General features: G+C 40.2%; 18 protein-coding genes and 1 pseudogene. 15 read left to right on the top strand and 4 right to left on the bottom strand.

Going from position 1 to position 19,211, the window contains the following annotated elements:
• Window positions 1-71: 71 nt before the first annotated feature.
• The 6 genes from M4I42_RS08880 to ccmA all read left to right on the top strand — a co-directional run bounded on the left by M4I42_RS08880 (window position 72) and on the right by ccmA (window position 3,908).
• Window positions 72-242, top strand: a complete 171-nt coding sequence (locus tag M4I42_RS08880) for a gallidermin/nisin family lantibiotic (RefSeq protein WP_011229795.1) — start codon at window positions 72-74, stop codon at window positions 240-242.
• A 188-nt stretch (window positions 243-430) separates the two neighbouring features.
• The gene (locus M4I42_RS08875; RefSeq protein ID WP_011229796.1) at window positions 431-820 is read left to right on the top strand and encodes a hypothetical protein; all 390 of its coding nucleotides are present in this window, start codon (window positions 431-433) and stop codon (window positions 818-820) included.
• A gap of 117 nt (window positions 821-937) precedes the next feature.
• Window positions 938-1,819: an NADH dehydrogenase gene (locus tag M4I42_RS08870; protein WP_011229797.1), complete on the top strand. Its 882-nt coding sequence runs from the start codon at window positions 938-940 to the stop codon at window positions 1,817-1,819.
• On the top strand, window positions 1,803-2,543 hold the full coding sequence (locus tag M4I42_RS08865; RefSeq protein ID WP_041467772.1) for a hypothetical protein: 741 nt from the start codon (window positions 1,803-1,805) through the stop codon (window positions 2,541-2,543). The genes M4I42_RS08870 and M4I42_RS08865 overlap by 17 nt, the downstream gene beginning before the upstream one ends.
• An 89-nt stretch (window positions 2,544-2,632) precedes the next feature.
• A complete protein-coding gene (locus tag M4I42_RS08860) occupies window positions 2,633-3,241 on the top strand; it encodes a hypothetical protein (RefSeq protein ID WP_268851834.1) in 609 nt (202 codons plus the stop codon).
• Window positions 3,242-3,254: 13 nt separating this feature from the next.
• Window positions 3,255-3,908, top strand: coding sequence for a heme ABC exporter ATP-binding protein CcmA (gene ccmA / locus M4I42_RS08855; RefSeq protein WP_011229800.1), 654 nt, complete (start codon window positions 3,255-3,257; stop codon window positions 3,906-3,908).
• A gap of 413 nt (window positions 3,909-4,321) precedes the next feature.
• Here the strand turns inward: ccmA and M4I42_RS08850 are convergent, their stop codons facing one another.
• Entirely contained in the window at window positions 4,322-5,683 is a 1,362-nt protein-coding gene (locus M4I42_RS08850; RefSeq protein WP_011229802.1) for an IS4-like element ISGka3 family transposase, read from the bottom strand.
• Between the two features lie 322 nt (window positions 5,684-6,005).
• Between M4I42_RS08850 and M4I42_RS08845 the strand changes: the two genes are divergently transcribed.
• From M4I42_RS08845 to M4I42_RS08805, 9 genes and pseudogenes are all read left to right on the top strand, one after another.
• Window positions 6,006-6,176, top strand: coding sequence for a gallidermin/nisin family lantibiotic (locus M4I42_RS08845; protein ID WP_011229795.1), 171 nt, complete (start codon window positions 6,006-6,008; stop codon window positions 6,174-6,176).
• A gap of 512 nt (window positions 6,177-6,688) precedes the next feature.
• On the top strand, window positions 6,689-7,057 hold the full coding sequence (locus M4I42_RS08840) for a helix-turn-helix domain-containing protein (RefSeq protein WP_011229806.1): 369 nt from the start codon (window positions 6,689-6,691) through the stop codon (window positions 7,055-7,057).
• Between the two features lie 133 nt (window positions 7,058-7,190).
• Window positions 7,191-7,562, top strand: coding sequence for a winged helix-turn-helix domain-containing protein (locus tag M4I42_RS08835; protein WP_223812567.1), 372 nt, complete (start codon window positions 7,191-7,193; stop codon window positions 7,560-7,562).
• A pseudogene (locus M4I42_RS08830) lies at window positions 7,445-7,831 on the top strand (IS630 family transposase); the annotation flags it as partial. The gene M4I42_RS08835 and the pseudogene M4I42_RS08830, both read left to right, overlap by 118 nt.
• Before the next feature lie 392 nt (window positions 7,832-8,223).
• Window positions 8,224-11,364 carry a lantibiotic dehydratase gene (locus M4I42_RS08825; protein WP_014194788.1) on the top strand — a complete coding sequence of 1,047 codons (3,141 nt, stop codon included), beginning with the start codon at window positions 8,224-8,226 and terminating at the stop codon, window positions 11,362-11,364.
• Window positions 11,365-11,529: 165 nt separating this feature from the next.
• Window positions 11,530-13,359, top strand: coding sequence for an ABC transporter ATP-binding protein (locus M4I42_RS08820; RefSeq protein WP_063193647.1), 1,830 nt, complete (start codon window positions 11,530-11,532; stop codon window positions 13,357-13,359).
• Entirely contained in the window at window positions 13,340-14,635 is a 1,296-nt protein-coding gene (locus tag M4I42_RS08815) for a lanthionine synthetase C family protein (RefSeq protein WP_268851833.1), read from the top strand. The genes M4I42_RS08820 and M4I42_RS08815 overlap by 20 nt, the downstream gene beginning before the upstream one ends.
• A gap of 341 nt (window positions 14,636-14,976) precedes the next feature.
• A complete protein-coding gene (locus M4I42_RS08810; RefSeq protein ID WP_004888808.1) occupies window positions 14,977-15,675 on the top strand; it encodes a response regulator transcription factor in 699 nt (232 codons plus the stop codon).
• Window positions 15,662-17,080 carry a HAMP domain-containing sensor histidine kinase gene (locus tag M4I42_RS08805; protein WP_268851832.1) on the top strand — a complete coding sequence of 473 codons (1,419 nt, stop codon included), beginning with the start codon at window positions 15,662-15,664 and terminating at the stop codon, window positions 17,078-17,080. Before M4I42_RS08810 ends, M4I42_RS08805 begins: the two co-directional genes overlap by 14 nt.
• A gap of 93 nt (window positions 17,081-17,173) precedes the next feature.
• On the opposite strand, the gene M4I42_RS08800 is transcribed toward M4I42_RS08805, so the two are convergent.
• From M4I42_RS08800 to M4I42_RS08790, 3 genes are read right to left on the bottom strand one after another with little or no spacing between them, the layout of a single operon-like run.
• Window positions 17,174-17,608, bottom strand: a complete 435-nt coding sequence (locus M4I42_RS08800) for a NisI/SpaI family lantibiotic immunity lipoprotein (RefSeq protein ID WP_268851831.1) — start codon at window positions 17,606-17,608, stop codon at window positions 17,174-17,176.
• 54 nt (window positions 17,609-17,662) lie between these two features.
• The gene (locus M4I42_RS08795; RefSeq protein WP_268851830.1) at window positions 17,663-18,451 is read right to left on the bottom strand and encodes a lantibiotic immunity ABC transporter MutG family permease subunit; all 789 of its coding nucleotides are present in this window, start codon (window positions 18,449-18,451) and stop codon (window positions 17,663-17,665) included.
• A gap of 1 nt (window position 18,452) precedes the next feature.
• Window positions 18,453-19,199, bottom strand: a complete 747-nt coding sequence (locus tag M4I42_RS08790) for a lantibiotic immunity ABC transporter MutE/EpiE family permease subunit (RefSeq protein WP_268851829.1) — start codon at window positions 19,197-19,199, stop codon at window positions 18,453-18,455.
• Window positions 19,200-19,211: the final 12 nt, after the last annotated feature.

The raw sequence follows: 19,211 nt of genomic DNA, 5'->3' as shown, positions 1-19,211 counted from the left end.
TGATGTCTTTATACATCTTTCATCAAGTAGTTAATGATAGATATCAACATATGGAAAGGAGGGAATGAAGAATGGCAAAGTTGGATGATTTCGATTTGGACATTGTTGTCAAAAAACAGGACAACATTGTACAACCTAATATTACAAGTAAATCTCTTTGTACCCCGGGTTGCATCACAGGAATCTTGATGTGCTTAACGCAAAATTCTTGTGTATCTTGTAACTCTTGCATTCGATGCTAATAACTTATAATTATTAATTGGAATATGGAATAGTTGGAAAATTCTAGGATGATTGATCACAAGACAGCTTTCCAAGGAAAATAAAAGGGATTTAGTGCTTGGATCCACCCTTGATCGACACTCGTCAAGGGAGAAAAGGAGGACGATCCTGCGTTTTCAAAATTTATTAGGGGAGAGGGGATCGAATCATGAAGGAAAAACTTAAAATGGTTACTACTTTGCTTGCTTTTATCTCATTCATTGTGGTAGGGGGAGTCAGCGCCGCATCTTATGTTACGTATGCTGGGGTTCTCCCTCGTTTTCAAGGCGATACGGAATTAGCAAGCGCCAATAAAGCGACAAACAGTAAAAGTAAAGTGGAAAATTCGGTTGTGGGCGCCGATTATAAAGCAAACATGTGGATTCAGCAAGGTTCCACGAAAGTGTCGCCAACCGCGCTGAATGTAACCGATAATGACACGCGTTATTTCACTGTCGACCAAAGTGCTGTTGGCAAAAAAGTTTCATTAATGGCGGAAAATGCATCCTTCACTTACGTTACAGTTGACATCGCAGGCAAATTTTATCCCGACAATTGATCGATTTATAGGTATGTTCAGTCAACTTGGACAAGAAAGAGGTTTTCTTGGTCGGGGCGGTCTTCTTCAATATCACAAAGAAGACCGTCCTTAACAGAAGAATTAGGAGATGATAGTATGTATATAGAATTGATCAAACTTTTGAAAAATAGGAACTTTTACATCAGCGCAGCCTGCCTGTTGCTGCTTGTCATCGGCGCCGTCGTGTTGGGGGTGAAAGATTATCGTGAAAATGTGCAGTTGCTTGAACGAATTTACCACGACAATCCAAATGTTTTCGCCTTGGCATCGCCTCACCTTGAATGGGTTGGTCTAGGAGGCTTCCGCTTTAACGTATTTTCATCTCTATATTACTTCCTTTTTCCATTATTGTTGTCGATTCCATTGGTGGATTCGATTGATCGTGAGCGAAAGAGCGGAAATGTTCATTATCAATTGACACGGATGGGAAGAAGCGCTTATTACTGGGGGAAATTTTTGTTTTCTTATATCAGCGCGTTTTTCTTGTTTCTCCTTCCTCTTCTTTTTGGCGTCGTGCTCGTCAACCTTTTGACCAACCATTGGGATTATTCGAGCTTTTCCCAGGCATATCGGCAATTGGTCAATGGCACGTTGCCGTTGCCGGACAATTCGTTTGAAGGGGAAAAGAAAAGCCTTTTTTCTCCTTTATTGGAGATCTCCCCTTATTGGTATGTTCTCGCGTATTATATCATTGGCGGATTGTTTGCCAGCGGCTACGTCTGCCTTGGGTTAGGATTTTCCTTGTTGTTGAAAAATCGGTATTTGATTACTTTGATGCCACAAATCATTTATATGGTTTGTTGGGCGGCGCTGACTATCACCAACCAATTGGCTTGGGATCCGTTTAATTTCTTAATCCCTTCACAACCAGTGGAAGGATTGTCCTATTGGAAAATCGTCATCGTGTTTGTCCTCCAATTGTTGATTGCGGTAGCGGTATTTTCATATGGAGTGAAGAAAAGTGAAGATGTTCTCTAGACAGAACGTTTTTTTTGTTTGGCAAGATTTGCTGTTGCATCGAACCGTCATCAAAATGATTTTGGGCGTCATGGCTTTGTTGATGGTGGTGGGCATCTTGCCGCTAGGAATGGTGGTGGTGGGGAAGTGGCACAGCCTCAAAGATTTTATCTTGCTTTATCGGTATGAATTTTTTCATCTCCCTGCTTTTTTGTTTCTTTTAGGTTCCGCGCTTCAAACCAATGCGTGGGTGGTGCTAAGAAGATACCGCACGCGGAGGCAAATCGGTCTTCATAAAGCGTTGCTGGTCGTCGTTCTGGCGGGGGGCGTGTCTCTTTGGGTTGCCGCAGTAGGCGGATTATGTACAATGTTTGTGAAATACGTCATCTATCCTAATATGCCAAACGCCCATGCGGCTTTTTTGTACGTGCCGCATAGTGGGGATAAAAGCTCGTTTCTCTATTTTCTTGTCATGTACTTTTTCGTCACCGCGATATACGGATTGTTGTTTGTCGCATTCATTGATTTTGGGGGGAACCGCTTTTTCGCCTTCGCTGCCGTCATCATACTGGCTGTATTGGATATGTTCACTGTGCACATGCTCCCTTATTTGTTTTACATAAGTGAACAGACGGCTCCCGTTTGGACAATCTTAGTTCTCATTGCGATGATGCTGGTGCTGGTCTATACCATTTGCCTTTCGTCAAGCCAAAAAAACTACTATGTTCAGGATGATCTTTTATGAAACCGATGCATTTGGAGTTTACCCTGATCAAAATGGATGTCAAAAGAATTGTCATCACCTGCCTCCTGTTCCCACTGTTGGGCACTTTGATGTCCAGCTGGTCAGAGGCGTTTTCTTCCCAATGCCTATCGGAGTTGTTCTCCCGCTTATTCGGAGCGGTGACGATCTCGAATTGGATGTATTGGCTGATGATTTGCTTCGGCTATGTGGTGTTGCTCCAAATCGTTTGGAAAAAGCGGGATAAATATTTTGAACATAAACTGTTCATTTTGTTGAGGGATACGACGTCGTACACGATGGCTAGGCTGCTGGCAGGTGTTCTATTTACATTGGTGTATGTCTTGTCGGTGTTTTTGATCGCTGGCGGCTTCGGTCTCTTTGTGTCGCATATGGCGTTTTCGTTTGACCGTTCGCTCGTGCTCATGTTCGTGGGCATCGCCGTGAATTTGTATTGGCACGCCAGCGTGTGGATGTTGTTGAACGTGTATGCAACCCATCACTTGGCGAATGTTGTCATTCTCGCTTTGTTTTTTGTGGGTGTCAAGATGCCAACGCCTTTTATTCCTTTGTACTACAGCATGGCGGATCTCGTGCGGAGCAGCTCGATGTTCTGGTCGGCGTTGATGGTGGAGCTCTTGTCGATCGTTGCGTTCGGGTATTGGACGATCAAGAGAGTGAAGAACGAGGATTATATGTAGGAGGTTTTCAATTATGAAGGCGATCGTCTTATCCAATGTTTCCAAAACGATAAAAGCAAGGGAAGTTTTGCGCAATATCAACTTAGAGTTGGAAAGAGGAAAGATTTATGGATTTGTCGGGCCGAACGGGTCGGGAAAAACGATGTTATTCCGAGTCATCAGCGGACTTGTGAAGCCGTCCAGCGGCACGGTGGCGGTATTTGGCCAGACGTTGCACCAAGATGTATCATTTCCGAGCGATATTTCTGTTTTGTTGGAAAAACCAGGTTTCCTTGAACAATACTCAGGATTCGATAATTTGCATTTTTTAGCCATGATTCAGAACAAAATCGGCGAACGTGAGGTAAAAGAGGCGATCGAGCGAGTGGGGTTGAATCCGCATGATAAAAGGCCGGTGAAAGCGTACTCTCTTGGAATGAGACAAAGACTGGCCATCGCACAATGCATCATGGAGAAACCACAGCTGATGTTGCTCGATGAACCGATGAATGCTTTGGATGAAAAATCGGTGGACCAAGTGTACCAAATTATTCGGGAGGAAAACAAAAGAGGCTGCACCATTTTGTTGACGTCTCACAACAAGGTGGACATTCAGTCATTATGCCATGAAGTATATTCGATGAATGAAGGGGTGATTACGGGTATGACCCATATTACGGCAGAATGACTGTCATGTGTGTAATGTCGAAATTCGCGAGGGGGTGGCCATCTTGAACAACCAACTGTGCGAAGGTGCCGCTTCCGTGTTCATGGGACAATCAAAAGTGAACCAATAGCTTCCTGCATCTGAGGAGGATGCTGGGAGCTTCAGTGCAGCAGCTCTTCTTCGTTGCGCCACTCCCCCATCCTACTCTTGAACAGGAGAGCCGCCATGGAAATGCCAAGATGTTGTGTGTTTTGCTTGGGTCAACAACTCTTTGAGGCAATCCCCATAGCCATCAAGTGAAGCCTTGGAGCGAGTAGCTCCAAGGCTTCACTCTTCATCTTTGGAGGCTGTGACCGTGAGAATATATAAAGATAGGCATGCCAAATACACCTTCCCGATAGAAGGTTTTTTTCATGGTATGAGGCGGGAATTTCTTACGACACCGGCATGATGACCAAACTCTCGATAATGTCTAAAGCGCTCTTTTTTGTATAACGCCTTGATTTTTTTCCGTGTTGAGCGATGATGTCACACAGTTTTAAAAGAAGTTGGACAGCTAACGCCTCCGAACACCATAAGGCTTGAAATAAATCCATACCGAACTCCTTGATCATACTCATCGCCTTATATTCGCTCAATTCCTTTTTCTGTTTTCGATAGAGCCATTCCCGCATTTTAAACATGACAGTGGAGCTGATCAATAAGGCAATCAATGTTCCATACAGGTGGCACTGAAAGCGAGCCCCTTTCATCGGTTTGAATCGATGAATGTGAAACAGGGATTTCCATGTCTTAAATACCACCTCAATCTGCCAGCGAAGAGAATACAGCGTATGAATTTCGTGCAAAGAGGTATAAATCGCTGGAATATTGGTGATATATACATATATTGGGTGGGGGCGTCGCGTCACGTACGCGGCCCCTTTTTGTTTCGCCTTCTGTTTCCATTGTCCTTCCTTCTGTCGCTCCTGTTCTTCTGTCAGCCGATACACAATGAGCCGCGGTTGATGAACTTTCTTTCCACTGACATACGCATGTTCCAGTTCCATGGTTTCTCCCGGTTGCAGCACCGCAAGGAAATCCTCTGGTTCCCATTTTCGAAATCGGTCCCCTTCTTTTTGGTAAATCCCTACATTGTGTTTGAGCCGTGAAATATAAAAGGCCCCGGCGTCATGAATGGCTTGCAATCCCTCAAGCGAAAAATAGCCTAAGTCTTTCAAACAAAGGTCTCCCTCTTGGATGGTCGATAGAAGGGACGCTCCGTAGGCGGCGTCGTGATGACGGGCATCTTCGACGTCCACATGGAGAACCTTCCCTTCTAGCCATTCATATTCTAGCTGAATTTTCACCCCAGGCCCCGTACATCCCTCGTAAATCCCCTGGATTTCAGGAGGCAGTTGAAACGACGTGGAATCGAGAATGCGAATCCGGAGAAACAGCGAATGTCTTGGACATAAGCGACGGGCCTCCTGAGTCTGATGAATGAGCAGTTTTTCAAACACCGCTTTGAGGAAACTCACCGCTTTTTCATGAAACCGTTGATTGAGCCCTTCCGCACTCAGAGAGGTGTTTTGCTTGAGAGCTAGAGCACTGCAAAGCTGCACCAATGATTTTTGACCGCCTCCTTCCTGGAGAAATGTGCAAAGTGCCACGAAATCATGGGCGCGTAACTTCCCCTTTCGTTGAATAAATTGATGATCTCGGGCCATATGTTCAAGTTCTTCGCACGATAACACGCTTCTTAATCCGTCTAAAAAACAATGCCATTCTTCTTGGAGAGATAAGGACGTCTTCAAAAAAACCACCCTTTCTAAGACATTATGAGGTCTTCAAAAGGATGGTCCAATGAGGCATATATTTATTCCTGTTTTCTTAACTTGATGGCTATGGAGGCAATCCCATATTATAATCACAATAAATTAAAGAAAATTATAAAAAATATATACCAATACATTTAGAAAAATCTTAGAATTTCGATCTATTCTAAATGTGAAAAAGGAGCTTTTTAGCTTTACATTAACTGCTTGGTGAAAAAAGATGGAATCTATGATGTCTTTATACATCTTTCATCAAGTAGTTAATGATAAATATCAACATATGGAAAGGAGGGAATGAAGAATGGCAAAGTTGGATGATTTCGATTTGGACATTGTTGTCAAAAAACAGGACAACATTGTACAACCTAATATTACAAGTAAATCTCTTTGTACCCCGGGTTGCATCACAGGAATCTTGATGTGCTTAACGCAAAATTCTTGTGTATCTTGTAACTCTTGCATTCGATGCTAATAACTTATAATTCTCAACATCCATATTGAACCATGGAAGAGTTGGAAAATTCCAAGAGAATTGATCACAAGACAACTTTCCAAAGAAAATAAAGGGGATTTAACGCTTGGATTCACCCTTGATCGACACTCGTCAAGGGAGAAAAGGAGTCAGTATAAGGGCAAGGGCGGGAAGAAGCCCTTGTCCATTATTCGCTTCGCCGAATTTGGCAGGTCTTTAGCTCAGCGAGCTTGGGAGGACAAAAAAGCTAAGCCGCTTCTTGTTGGAGAAACTCTTGCGTCAAAGGGACGGGGATTTGTCCGTCGGACCATCATATGCGGAAGATCGGCGAGTTTTAGGATGACGCCGGAACCCAGCCCTTGAGTGCGCTGTGCATGTGCAGGAAGTTGAAATACACCACAAGCTGAAAATGCTATATACATGCTCATTGAAAAGTTAACCTTCGCATAAGTGGTGCCCACTCCGGTTATACTGCTCCTAAGGAAAAGCATGGAAAAGGAGCGGAATCAGACATGAAACGGCTGAAAATCACCCATGATCACGGATGGACGCCTCGGAAACTCCGCAAGCAGGAACGGAAGATCAAAAACGCTCATCTCCGCCAACGTGTGATGGCAGTCCGCCTTGTCATGGAAGGCTATTTGGGCAGAGAGGTTGCTTCCATGGTCAATGTGTGCCGCCCAACCGTTTCCCATTATGTGTCGCTTTTTAACGAAGGCGGCCTTGAACTCCTGCTTCATCGGGATTTTGCCCCTGGTAGCCGTTTCTCACCGAAGAACAGCAGGAAGAGATCAAACACACCTCGTGTTGACCACGACACCTGTGGAGCTGGGCTGGGACATCGCTTCGGCGTGGAATACGAACATCCTTCAATCCTATAAGGCTGGTGAAAAACAAGTTTTTTGCTCAAACCAGCGGTATTTGATCAGCAAGGAGAACAGATCTGACAAAGTTTCTCTAATTGAAAAAGAGTTGGGATGAGTTGCCTTTTTCATTAATTCACCGGCCTTCTATGTGTACCACCATTACAGCATATCCATTTCCCGCGAAGCATTACGAAAGCTCTTGCATCGAAAAGGGCTTTCTTGGACCCGGACGACCTACACGTTGGCGAAAGGAGATCCGGACCGGCAAAAAAACTTCGAGAAACAAATGGACCTGATAAAAAAACTTAATGGATTCGGATTTCATCCTGTTGTACATCGAATGAAACGCATATCCGGTCGTATCATGTGTTGCGTACGACATTGTCAGAGGTTGGCCGTCAAAAGCAAGTGCCTACGTTCGGCCATCATGCTCACATATCGCTGTTTGGCGCGGTCAACGTCCACGATGGCGAAACGGTTCTTCATCAAGCAGGGGCAGCCAATGCCACAACGTTTTTAGATTTCCTGCGAGTTCTCAAAGAGCGTTACTCGGACCGACTCGTCGTCTTGGTGCTGGATAACGCTCGAATTCATCACACCAAAATGGTGAGAGAATTTTTGCGGGAAGAAGGATAGTGTTTTCACTTCATTTACTTTCCTCCGTATTCACCGCAACGGAACCCGATCGAACGCTTGTGGAAATGGCTGAAAGATACTGTCATTGCCAATGTGTTTCACAAAGATCGAAACGATATCGCCCAAGCCGTTTTTGCATGTTTCTCAATTTAAAAAATATCGCTGGAAAGCGGTATTTTCAGTTAAAACACCGGCTCTCTAGAATATCAAGTGAAGCTTGTGCTTAAGAACCCACTATATAAATGAAGAAATTGTAATAAATATCATAATTACTACTAGCAACCTAATAAGTGTTGAGGTGAGCGCAACATCATCAACTAAAGAATACGAATTCAGTCAATGTCAAAAAATCGAGAAACATTTTATCCGGCTGTAGGACAGTTAACATTCGGAAGAAATCACTCAAATCATGAATACAGGTCCCTCCATACCTACTTTGCAACGTGGTTCAGGACAAATTCAGCACTGTAATTGGGTGCAGATCTTGTAAAAAGAGTCACGCAATTTACGGAAGATTGAGAATCATTGAGTTGGAGGCTTGATTTATGAAAGATCTTATCTTTAAAAACATCGATACGTTTATGATTCGAACACCGGTTTTATCAGTAGACAACTATTTAAGATTTTTTGATCAAAAATTGACTGAGGGAGAAATGAAAGAGCGTCTGTTGGAAATTTGTCATAACCCTGTATTTAGAGAGAGTATCTTAGTAGCGAGTAAAAGTTTATATAATAAAATGATTGATTTTTGCAACGGCAAGGAAATAAAAAAATACGATTATTTTATCAAAGCCATTTATAAGTATTTGATAAGAATTAGCACGAGACCAACGCCATTTGGTCTTTTTGCAGGAGTAGACTTTGGTGAATACACGGATGAAAATACATCAATAAGATATGGAACGAATAAATATAAGAAATTTGCTAGGCCAGATTTAGAATGGCTGATGAAGATTGTAAAGAAATTGGAACAAGAACAATATGAGCAATTATGGTTCACGGTGAATGACAGTATATTTTTAAAAGGAGAACGGGCATATTTACTACATTCGACACGAAAAGACGATGACAAGCGAGTCAATGAAATCAGCGTCAGAGTCACCCTTCCTTTTAAAATCACGTGTGAATTAGCTCGTCACTTGATCCATTACCAAACATTAAAAAAAGAATTAATAAAACAATTTCCAAATACGAGTGAGGAAAAAATTGAACGTTTTCTCAAGCAACTAATAGAAAACGAATTTTTAATTTCCAATCTCCGCCCACCATTAACAGTAATGGATCAGCTTGATTATCTGATAAAGCGATTGAAAGAAAGCCATATAGAAGAGTGGAGTAACGAATTAATTGATATTCAACAAAAGATTCGCACATATACCATGACTCCGTTAGGAGAAGGGGAGCAAATATATAAAGAGTTACATAAAAAAATGAAAAAGTTAGCCGATACCAAAAATGTGTTACAAGTTGATATGAAGTTAAACTTACAAGAAAAGAAACTGAACAAGCAAGTGATAAAAGATGTAAATGAACTAATGCACATACTTCTACCTTTTTCGATGACCTATCAACAAACAGATTCTCCACTTTCGAGGTACAAGCAAGAATTTATCGAAAAATATGGGGTGGACAGAGAAGTTCCTTTACTAGAAATGCTTGATAATGATCTTGGTATAGGAGCACCTATGGATTATACAAACCCGAAAAACGCAAGACTCGCTGTAGGTGTACCCCATCAATTGATTGATGAGCAGTTAAGAGAATATTTTCTTCATAAATATATCGAGGCGGTTAAAGACAAAAAAAGTATAACAATAACAGAAGACGAGATAAAAGAATTGGGTCTAGATGATTATGATTACCAAAGCATCCCGGATTCATTAGACATTAACGTCATTATAAAATGTGACTCGGAACAAGATCTTGAGCACAATCATTTCAAATACTATATTGGTCCTAATTTAGGATCGACCCATGCGGGGAAAAGTTTTGGAAGGTTTTCTTATATGATGGAAGGGGAAGAGAAACTCTTCGAAACGTTAAATAAAGAAATGTTGAACTTGAATAATGATAGTGGCGAGTATGTAACTTGTGAGCTTGTTTATTTGCCAAATGAAACGAGACATGCCAATGTGACAAGAAATATTCATAACAGCGAATACGAACTTGCGTTGTTTACTAACAACAGCAAAGATGAATATCATCGATTGAGCTTAAATGATATTTTGATCGGCATAGAGAACGATATGTTTTATGCCAAAAGCAAAACACTAAATAAAAAGTTGATTATTACTATGAATAATATGTTGAATACCCAAAATGCCCCGAATGCGATTCGTTTTTTGTATGATATAAGCTTAGATGGCAAAAAAATTTGGTGTAATTTCCCTTGGGATACAATCTTTCAAGACTATGCTTACATACCGGCAATTGAATACAAAAATTTCGTCATAGCACCGCGAAAATGGGTGATCAATAAGATTATTAAAACAAACGACAAAATTAGTTTTACGGAATTTGAAAAACGCTTTAAAAAATTTTGTTCTGATTACGATGTGCCGAAATATGTTTATTTGACTTTTGCAGATAATCGGATTTTGTTGAATACAGAGGATGAAAATTGTTTAAGAATTCTTCATCACGAATTTAACAATAGATACGGAAACATTATTCTAAGTTCTTATGAAGAGGCTGATCTTCATTTAGTTAAAGATGATGCCGAAAAAGAGTATGTTTGTGAATTGGTCATTCCGCTAGTGAAAGTAAAACAAGAAAATCGTCAATGGTATGCCAAAGCGAAAAAATCAAATCATATCCCAAGTTTTTCAGATATAAGAGTCAAGTTGCCTTTTGAAAATTGGCTTTATTTAAAATTGTACGGGGTCCATTCTAGAGCAGATGATTTCATCGCCTTTTATCTTTCAGAATATTGTCGCGAAAAATTGGCTAAAGGAGAAATTGAAAAGTATTTCTTTATACGGTATGCCGACCCGGAGCAACATATAAGATTAAGGCTGAATGCCAGTGAAGAGAAACTTCTGCAGATTTATCCGGATATGAAACAATGGCTGCGAACGTTAATCGACAAAAGAGTGGTGAGTCGTTTTTCCATCGACTGCTATGAAAGAGAAATTGAGCGTTATGGTGGAACAGAATTGATCGATCTTGCAGAAAACTTATTTTTCTTCGATAGCATAGTAGTAGAGGACATATTAAAGTTAAAACGTTTGAAACATATTCAATTTAGCGATGAAGTGATCGGAATGGTTTCCATCATTCATTATATGGAACAGTTCGGCCTAAATTATGAAAGTCAATTGGATTTCTTGCAACAGCAAGTCAACAAACAAGACTATCGTGAAGATTTTCAAAAGAATCGATCTGTTTACATGAAAGTTTGTAATACGGATAATGATTGGCAAGGGTTAAGAGACACTGATGAGGGGATGTTATTATTAAACGTTTTGAACCAAAGAAACAGAAGCATAAAAGAGTATGCAAGCAAGATCCAGGACGGTCTCGAAGCTTCTTCTGAATTATCTATTTTAGACAGTGTGATTCATTTACACTGTAACAGGCTATTCGGCATTGATCGAGAATTTGAAAAGAAAATCCGTACATTAGTTGCCCATACGTTATATGCATTAAAGTATATTAAAGCTCATGGATTAGTGTTAAAAAATTAAAGATGTTATCCATTTGTCCAAGCATTGGGGAGACGATATATAATGGACCCACGACTTGGACTTTTTTCAACAAAAGCTCGACAAGCTCTCTTTTGTGTATTCAGGTGAAAAAACTTTTATGACGGGAAGAAGATCTCATTTTAGCATGCGGGGATTGAAAATGTTATGAATATAAAAGAGTATGATGATCACGTTACTATCAAAGATATTGTGAAATCAATAAGGATAGTTCCCAAGACGCTTGTTCTTATAAAGAACGTCGACAAACAAAGTTTTTTTATCATTATTTTCTTAAGCTTATTAATGGGAGGCGCACCGATTGTTACATTGCTCGGTTCGCAAAACTTGTTGAATGCAATCGGGTCCCAAAATATTCATATTATTATATCGGCATTGATCTTTTATATTTCTGCTGTTTTACTCAGCGAGATCATCAGCAGTTTCATGGAATATTACCAAAATAAGTTTCAAACTCTCATCAACTACAAACTTAATTTGCAAATCATGGACAAGTGTACAAGATTGTCTTTACAGCATTTTGAGGATGCCGAAGTTTATGATATGTTGCAAAGAGTACAGAATGAAACGCCGTATAAACCATTTGAAGTGTTTTTATCCATATTAGGTGCAATATCGGCGATTGTAACCTTTTTTTCATCGATGATGATTCTGATCCATTGGAAACCGTGGGTGTTGATTATATTAATCTTCATACCACTCGTTTTTTCTTTTTATTTTTTCAAGATTGGCCAAAGAGAGTTTAATGTTAGTTGGTTGCGTGCACCGGAAAAAAGGAAATCATGGTATTTGTCTTACCTAATGACAAGAGACAACACGTTCAAAGAAGTCAAAATATATAACTTGGCAGGCTATATTTTGAACAAATTTAAAGAAATCAACAAAACGTTCGTCGAGCAGGATATCCATCTTTTTAAAAGAAGAACGGTTTTTACATTTATTTTTGAGCTCGTTGAACAAATATGTATCAATACCGTACTTGTTATCATCATCATTTCGGCGTTGGCAGGTGAAATCCTTATAGGTCACGTCGTAGGGCTTATTCAGGCCTTGAACTTAATTTCTAGCAACTCTAAGAAAATATTGAATATCATCCATTCCCTGTATAAAAACAATTTATATATCAACCAACTGTTTGAATTTTTGGGGTTAGACGAAGAAGTATTGGACAAAGGAGATCGATTCGTATCAGGGATAGACAAAATCGAAAATATTAAGATAAGAAATTTAACGTTTCGTTATCCAACGAATCCAAAAGTAGTATTGAAAAATATTAACCTCGACATCAACAAAGGGGAAAGAATAGCCATCGTCGGTGCAAATGGATCAGGAAAAAGCACCCTTATAAAACTTTTATTGAAATTGTATGAACACGATGAGGATAGCATTTTTTATAATGGTGTGTCCATCAATGATTTGGATACGGAACAATTGAGAAAAAACATTGCCGTGTTGTTCCAAGATTTTGTGAAGTATGAATTGAAATTAAGGGAAAACGTGGGGTTTGGCGATATTACGCGCATTGATCGTGACGGAGAATTAAAACAAGCCATGGAGAGGGCGAGAGTAAATTTTATCGAGGATTTAGATACTCAGCTTGGTTTATGGTTTGTCGACGGTGTTCAGCTTTCGGGAGGACAGTGGCAAAAAGTAGCGATTGCTAGGGCGTTATTTCGGGATGCATCCGTATATATATTGGATGAACCTAGCTCGGCACTGGATCCCATTTCCGAGAAAGAAGTCATTGATATGTTTATCAATATGACAAAAGATAAAATTGGTATCTTTATCTCACATCGTCTATCAACAGCTAAGCTTGCCGATAAAATCGTAGTAATGAATGATGGTGAAATTGTCGGTATAGGTACGCATTGGGAATTGTTAGCTACGAATGAGTTATACAGAAGAATGTATGAATTGGAAGCTTTGAAAAACGAGGAGGAGTATGAGCATCTCAATGAAAGCGCTGGTTTGTAATCTTGCGAAAAAATTGTCGGATTATGAGAATATGAAGCGAATCGTCAATCACCCAAGTAATTATATTAAAATTGGAAACAAGACGATAAATCCGTTTAATGAGTTAAGTTTAAGCCATGGGTTACCAGCCTTATGTGCGCTGTACGGCGAATTGGGCGAACAATATCCGGATGAAGGTTGGGATTTATTAGGGCATCAATACATCAAAAAAATCGGTGAACAAATGAATCAACACGGCTTCCCTTCTTTATCCATGTTTACCGGATTGGCAGGGATCGGCCTTGCTGCAGTATGTTTATCCAAGGGAGGAAAAAGGTATCAAAACTTTATCTCAACGATTAATCAAGCCATCGAAGAAAGAATCGGAGAAATGATCGAGTATTTGAAACAGAAACCGTATCCGAATATGGACGATTACGATGCTATTTCGGGAGTAGCGGGTATAGCGAGCTACTGCCTATTATTTCCGCAAGAGATGAAAAAAAGTATTACGTTAATCTTAAAATACATTATAGATTTATCTCAAGATAAACAAATGGAGGATATCAACGTTCCTGGCTGGTATATTCCCCCAAAGAATGCTTTTTCAGACACTGAAAGGAGAAAATGGCCATCGGGTTTCTTTAACATTGGGTTGTCTCACGGTATACCTGCTTTACTCATTGTCTTGTGCAATGCTAAAAAACTGAATATTTACGTAGATGGGCAAGATGAATGCATTCAAAGAATAGCTGATTTTCTTATGAAGTTTCAAATTAAAGATGAAAATGGCTCTTATTGGGGGACTCATATTTCTCTAGAGGAATACAAAAATGGCTCTGTCCTAAACAAAGATACAAGGGATGCCTGGTGTTATGGCACGCCTGGTGTTGCTTATTCGTTACTTATAGCAGGTAAAACTCTAAATAATCAATCATACATTGATTGTGCTGTCAGCGGAATGAAACTGGCAAGCAAACGGCTTTACAACATTTTTTCTCCTTCCTTCTGTCATGGTTTATCGGGAGTTGCGTATATATGCAACAGATTTTATGAAGAAACGAATATCAGCGATTTTAAGGAAGCCGCCTGCAAATTAGTCGATGATATAATAAAATTTTATAATGAGGAATTCCCTTTTGGCTTTAAAAATATTGAGGAGAGCGAAGGAAGCACGAAATATTATGATTATGTGGGACTAATCGATGGAACAGCGGGAATTTTATTGACGATATTAGCTATACAAAACTCGAAAAAAACGCCTTGGGATTGTGCATTTTTATTATCTGAAGTTTAAATGTTGTTTATATACAATGGAAAAGCCGACTGATCGATGGTTAGAGGCAAGCCGCAGAGGGGGCTCCATCATACCTTGGCGTACCGATCGGTCGAACAACTCCCTAAAAAGGGTGTTGTTCGATCAACCGGTCATCGATCAAATATGTTGGAAAAGGTTCATAGACAAGAGGTGTCTTTCACCCGGGCGTCACTCAAGACGTGCGCATTTTTTAGTAAAAAGCAACAAAGAGTAAAGCTTCACATTGCACCTATGAACAACGCAACGGTGTTATGAGATTACCCCATGATATGGGGATGGAATAGGTTAAAATGCGATTCAACTGTATGGGGGATCAAAAGATGAATAACAAGAAAATTTTGGTCGTTGATGATGATGAAGATATTTGCTGCACCATTAAACAATATTTGGAGCTTCATCATTATCAGGTAGAAACGGTCCACAGCGGTGTAGAAGCGTTGAAGATGATAAACGACGATTTTGATTTGATTGTGTTGGATATCATGATGGAAGGAATTGACGGAATGGAGCTGTGTACAATCATTCGTGATCGGGTTGATTACCCTATTGTATTTGTTAGTGCTAAAACGCTGGAGGAAGATAAGGTTCAAGCTCTGGCGATCGGTGGGGATGACTACATCACCAAGCCGTTCAGCTTAAAGGAGTTAAAGGCGAGAATTGATTCTCATTTAAGAAGGGAAGAACGGATTCGTTCAAACGAGAGATATCTTTTGAGTTCTAAAAATATTACGATTGATCTTTTGGCTAATGAAGTCTTTTGTAAAGGAAAGAAATTACCGTTAACAAAAAAAGAATATGAGATTGTGAAGTTGTTGATGCTCAATAAAAAGGTCGTTTTCTCCAAAGAAAGAATCTTTGAACGAGTATGGGGGATTGACTCCGACAGCCAGTTAGACACGGTTACAGAAAGCATCAAAAATATTCGAAAAAAAATCAAGGACGTCGATCCAGAAACCTCTTATATTCAAACATTATATGGGCTCGGCTATAAATGGGATGTGAGCAATGAAAAACGATAAAACAATCAAACGAGATTTTTACTTGTTGGTTGTGAAGGTAGTGTTGGCAACAGTGATCTCTTCGGCCGTTACCTATTTATGCGTAATCTATTTGATTATGACATTAACCACGAACGATGTGGTGAAACCGACCAATTATTTCGTGAAGGATTTGGATTTGATTGAAAAAAAGGTGAAAGAAAACGAAGAGGCGATTTTCAAGGGGAGATTAATTCCCATTCATCGTTACAGTGAAAAGATACAGGGAGAAGTTGTAGACATCAGCGGTAAGCATCTGTATGGTGATCGAGAAATTATAGACGATCAAGTAGATATTAGTCAATCGATCAACCGTGAGATTGTAAAAGGAAGCTATGTGTATCGGTTCATTCCCCTGAAGCATGATAACGCCATTCAGGCGGTATATGTGTTGAAAGCGCCTTTTGGGTTCATCATTAACAATCAAAATCGCTTGGAAGCCGTGTTGATTTATGCTGTGATGTTTATTTCTCCGTTGATCTTTTTTATTGTCTATTTGATTTTCTTTACATCTAGGCTGTACAAATCATTGTTTCATAATGTCAAATTGTTGCTCCAGGCTTCTGATCACATTGCAAGCGGGAATTTTGATTTTCAAGTCTCGGGGTTGAAAAGAAAAGAGTTTATCAAGATCCAGGATTCCTTTAATACCATGATCAGTGCACTGAAAGAAATGGTGGAACGTTTAGCAAAGACCGATGACGAACGAAAAATGATGGTATCATCGATCGCACATGATATCAGAACCCCGTTAACGGTCATCCAAGGACAAATTGATTTGATTCAAGATTTGAGAAAGTTGGACCACTTTGATGTCACTCCCCATTTAGAGATTATTCGCAAAAACTGTGGGAAGATGACCATGTTGACAGATAATTTGTCGTTGCTCTATAAAGTGGAGAATGACCACTTCTCATTGAATGGAAAAGAAGTGGATGTAAGGCAAATCCTTGAGGAGAAAAAACTAGAGATCTCAACAATGGTTTACCATCAAAAATCGATAAACATTTGCTTTGATGTGAATTTGCAAAAATCATCTTACATACTTGATGAAGCGATGTTAATGAGAGTGTTGGACAATATTTTATACAACAGCCTGAGGTTTACAAAAAGCGGAGAAATTAAGTTGGAAGTACATGATGAAAAAGAGGGGAATGAGCGTAAAATCTATTTTCGCTGTTCAGATACAGGAACGGGATTTAAAGAAAACGATACGTCTTTGTTGTTCCAGCCTTTTTACCAGGATAAGCAGTATAAAAATCATGTTGGATTAGGACTGTATATTGCTAAAAGAATTGTGAATCATCATGGCGGTGAAATTTGGGCCTACAACAATGAAAAAGGTGGAGCGACGGTTGAATTTTATATTAAGGAGCTATCTGATTAATCATCCAATCTTATGGGCTTTCCGCCGTTATCGAGAGTGGAGAATGCAGCTAGGGAGGAATTTCTCTTTCCCTAGCTGACAGTCTCTAAGCCTTTATTTTCTTTTAGCAATCAAAAATTGGTGGTTCACCGTAACAGCTACTTCTTCATCTGGGTTTACGCCTTTGATGCTGTATACCCAGCCAAAGTTCAAGTGAGTTCGTTTTTCATCCGTTTGATCGGGAATGACTTCGATCTTTCGTAGCTCTTTTTTACTCAAGATTTGATGATGCTCATTGATGGTAATCGTCTCCGCTACTTTCCCGATCGGTTTGTTCAATTGATTCCGATCGACTTTTGCTGCTTGAATCATGTACGTTCGGCCTTGATAGTGAATTTCTTGCAAATTTTCTTTGTTCAACTCGTATTTTGGTAATTTCCGATCGATCTCCATATTTTGTGTGGCTGTCTTTTTTAAGTTACTGACAAGTGAACAACCTCCTATAAAGAGGATTCCAATCAACATGAGGAGTAAGATAGAGTTTTTCATCGTTACTCTGAAACCTCCTTTTTTACCATCCCATTGAGAGGGAGCAGTGAACTTTCATTCATGTGGTTGATTTCCTTCCCAACGATGAAACCAGATCGAACCGATGATGGTGACGATGATGAAGCTTAGAAGGGCATAGGCTATTCCTTCCCATAATGATAGCGAAAAGGAACTTAATAACTGCGCCCCCAAGGTTTGCTTTACTTCGGGCATCATAAGAATCGGAAATTGTGAGAGACGAACAGCCCAAGCCCAAGGAATATAGCTCCATACGTGATCACCTAAGGAAGTTGCGCCAATCAGGGCAGAAATGAGAAATCCGCCGCTTCCTACTGCGATCGAGGCTCCCATTCCAAAGGCAAAGCTGATGAACAGATGCAAAGAAAAAAGGATGAGTGAGCCCACGATGGAGAGCATGGCTCCTTGCAAAAATAACTGATAATGAATGTGCGCCACTTTGAGTACGTATTTCATTCCAAAGAGCATGAGAATCGTCGCTAGCAAGATGTCCGCGCATGCAATAAAGATGAGCAGCGTGAGTTTGCCAACATACCATTGAACTTTGGATATAGGACCGGTCAAGATGTTCATGAAACTTCCTGCTTTTTCTTCTTGATAGGACATCAGCCCAGTCAGTAGGGAGATAATGATCGGTAAGGAAACGGCCATTACTTCAAAAAATCCTTGATAGATTTTCATCTGCCAAAACGTAGAGGTACGGTAGTGCGAAAAATACCATACCATAAAGAGAGAATAAATGATTGGCGTGATGATGACCATCATCCGAATCGCTGTGCGTTTTGTTTTTATCCATTCGGATGACAGAAGGCGAAGAAACGACATGTCAATACACTTCCTTTCGCGCAAACCAAACGGCGGTTAAAAAAGATAACAATAGAAACATGACAAGGGCGATCGCCAGGCCTATTGGAATGACAGAAGGATCCAATAGCGGACTCCCTTTTTCCAAAGGAACACCGTTCGGATGAACCCCGACGATCGGGCACATCATCCTCATTCCCCAGCTCCATGGGATGAACAGCCAATACGGTTGTGCGGCCATGACTACCCCTAAGGCGAGGCCAATGACACTGACAATGATCGAGACTACCATCCCGAACCGCTCGGCCACAAATAATCCGATCGGGATATAGGCTAAAGAAGTCAACCAAATGACCAAGCTGGCGAATACGGCGACCGTAGCTGATGAGAGGCTGTTGGGAAAAAGCCATTTCAATAAAACAAGTAAGATGATCAGCTCTATTGTTGAGAGCAACATGTAATAGGCGATGACGGTGATTTTGCTCCACCATAGACGCACGATGCTAATGTCGTGACAACGCAACACTTTATCGTTTCCTGACTTTTTCTCCCTTACCGTTGACAAGGAAGCGATCAAGGCTGTTCCAATCGGAACAAAAATCAATGGCCACCAATTAAATATGGCATATTCAAAATAATTGTGTGTGGAATTTATAGTTGGCATGGTGATGATGGCGTACAGGACAAAGAAAAGCGGAGCGATGAATACAAGTTTTTTCGCAAACGTCCGCTTATATTTTAAATGTTCTGACTCGAACATATTGAGCATGATTTCCATCCT

This window comes from Anoxybacillus sp. J5B_2022 (assembly GCF_026847645.1).
GTDB lineage: Bacteria > Bacillota > Bacilli > Bacillales > Anoxybacillaceae > Anoxybacteroides.
This window is presented reverse-complemented; position numbering and strand designations above follow the sequence as displayed.

What these genes read in the sequence shown, in the direction of transcription:
- M4I42_RS08880 (WP_011229795.1), top strand. Translation starts at nt 72, where the DNA reads ATGGCAAAGTTGGATGATTTCGATTTGGACATTGTTGTCAAAAAACAG.
- M4I42_RS08875 (WP_011229796.1), top strand. Translation starts at nt 431, where the DNA reads ATGAAGGAAAAACTTAAAATGGTTACTACTTTGCTTGCTTTTATCTCA.
- M4I42_RS08870 (WP_011229797.1), top strand. Translation starts at nt 938, where the DNA reads ATGTATATAGAATTGATCAAACTTTTGAAAAATAGGAACTTTTACATC.
- M4I42_RS08860 (WP_268851834.1), top strand. Translation starts at nt 2,633, where the DNA reads ATGTCCAGCTGGTCAGAGGCGTTTTCTTCCCAATGCCTATCGGAGTTG.
- ccmA (WP_011229800.1), top strand. Translation starts at nt 3,255, where the DNA reads ATGAAGGCGATCGTCTTATCCAATGTTTCCAAAACGATAAAAGCAAGG.
- M4I42_RS08845 (WP_011229795.1), top strand. Translation starts at nt 6,006, where the DNA reads ATGGCAAAGTTGGATGATTTCGATTTGGACATTGTTGTCAAAAAACAG.
- M4I42_RS08840 (WP_011229806.1), top strand. Translation starts at nt 6,689, where the DNA reads ATGAAACGGCTGAAAATCACCCATGATCACGGATGGACGCCTCGGAAA.
- M4I42_RS08825 (WP_014194788.1), top strand. Translation starts at nt 8,224, where the DNA reads ATGAAAGATCTTATCTTTAAAAACATCGATACGTTTATGATTCGAACA.
- M4I42_RS08820 (WP_063193647.1), top strand. Translation starts at nt 11,530, where the DNA reads ATGAATATAAAAGAGTATGATGATCACGTTACTATCAAAGATATTGTG.
- M4I42_RS08815 (WP_268851833.1), top strand. Translation starts at nt 13,340, where the DNA reads ATGAAAGCGCTGGTTTGTAATCTTGCGAAAAAATTGTCGGATTATGAG.
- M4I42_RS08810 (WP_004888808.1), top strand. Translation starts at nt 14,977, where the DNA reads ATGAATAACAAGAAAATTTTGGTCGTTGATGATGATGAAGATATTTGC.
- M4I42_RS08805 (WP_268851832.1), top strand. Translation starts at nt 15,662, where the DNA reads ATGAAAAACGATAAAACAATCAAACGAGATTTTTACTTGTTGGTTGTG.
- M4I42_RS08800 (WP_268851831.1), bottom strand. Translation starts at nt 17,608, where the DNA reads ATGAAAAACTCTATCTTACTCCTCATGTTGATTGGAATCCTCTTTATA.
- M4I42_RS08795 (WP_268851830.1), bottom strand. Translation starts at nt 18,451, where the DNA reads ATGTCGTTTCTTCGCCTTCTGTCATCCGAATGGATAAAAACAAAACGC.
- M4I42_RS08790 (WP_268851829.1), bottom strand. Translation starts at nt 19,199, where the DNA reads ATGCTCAATATGTTCGAGTCAGAACATTTAAAATATAAGCGGACGTTT.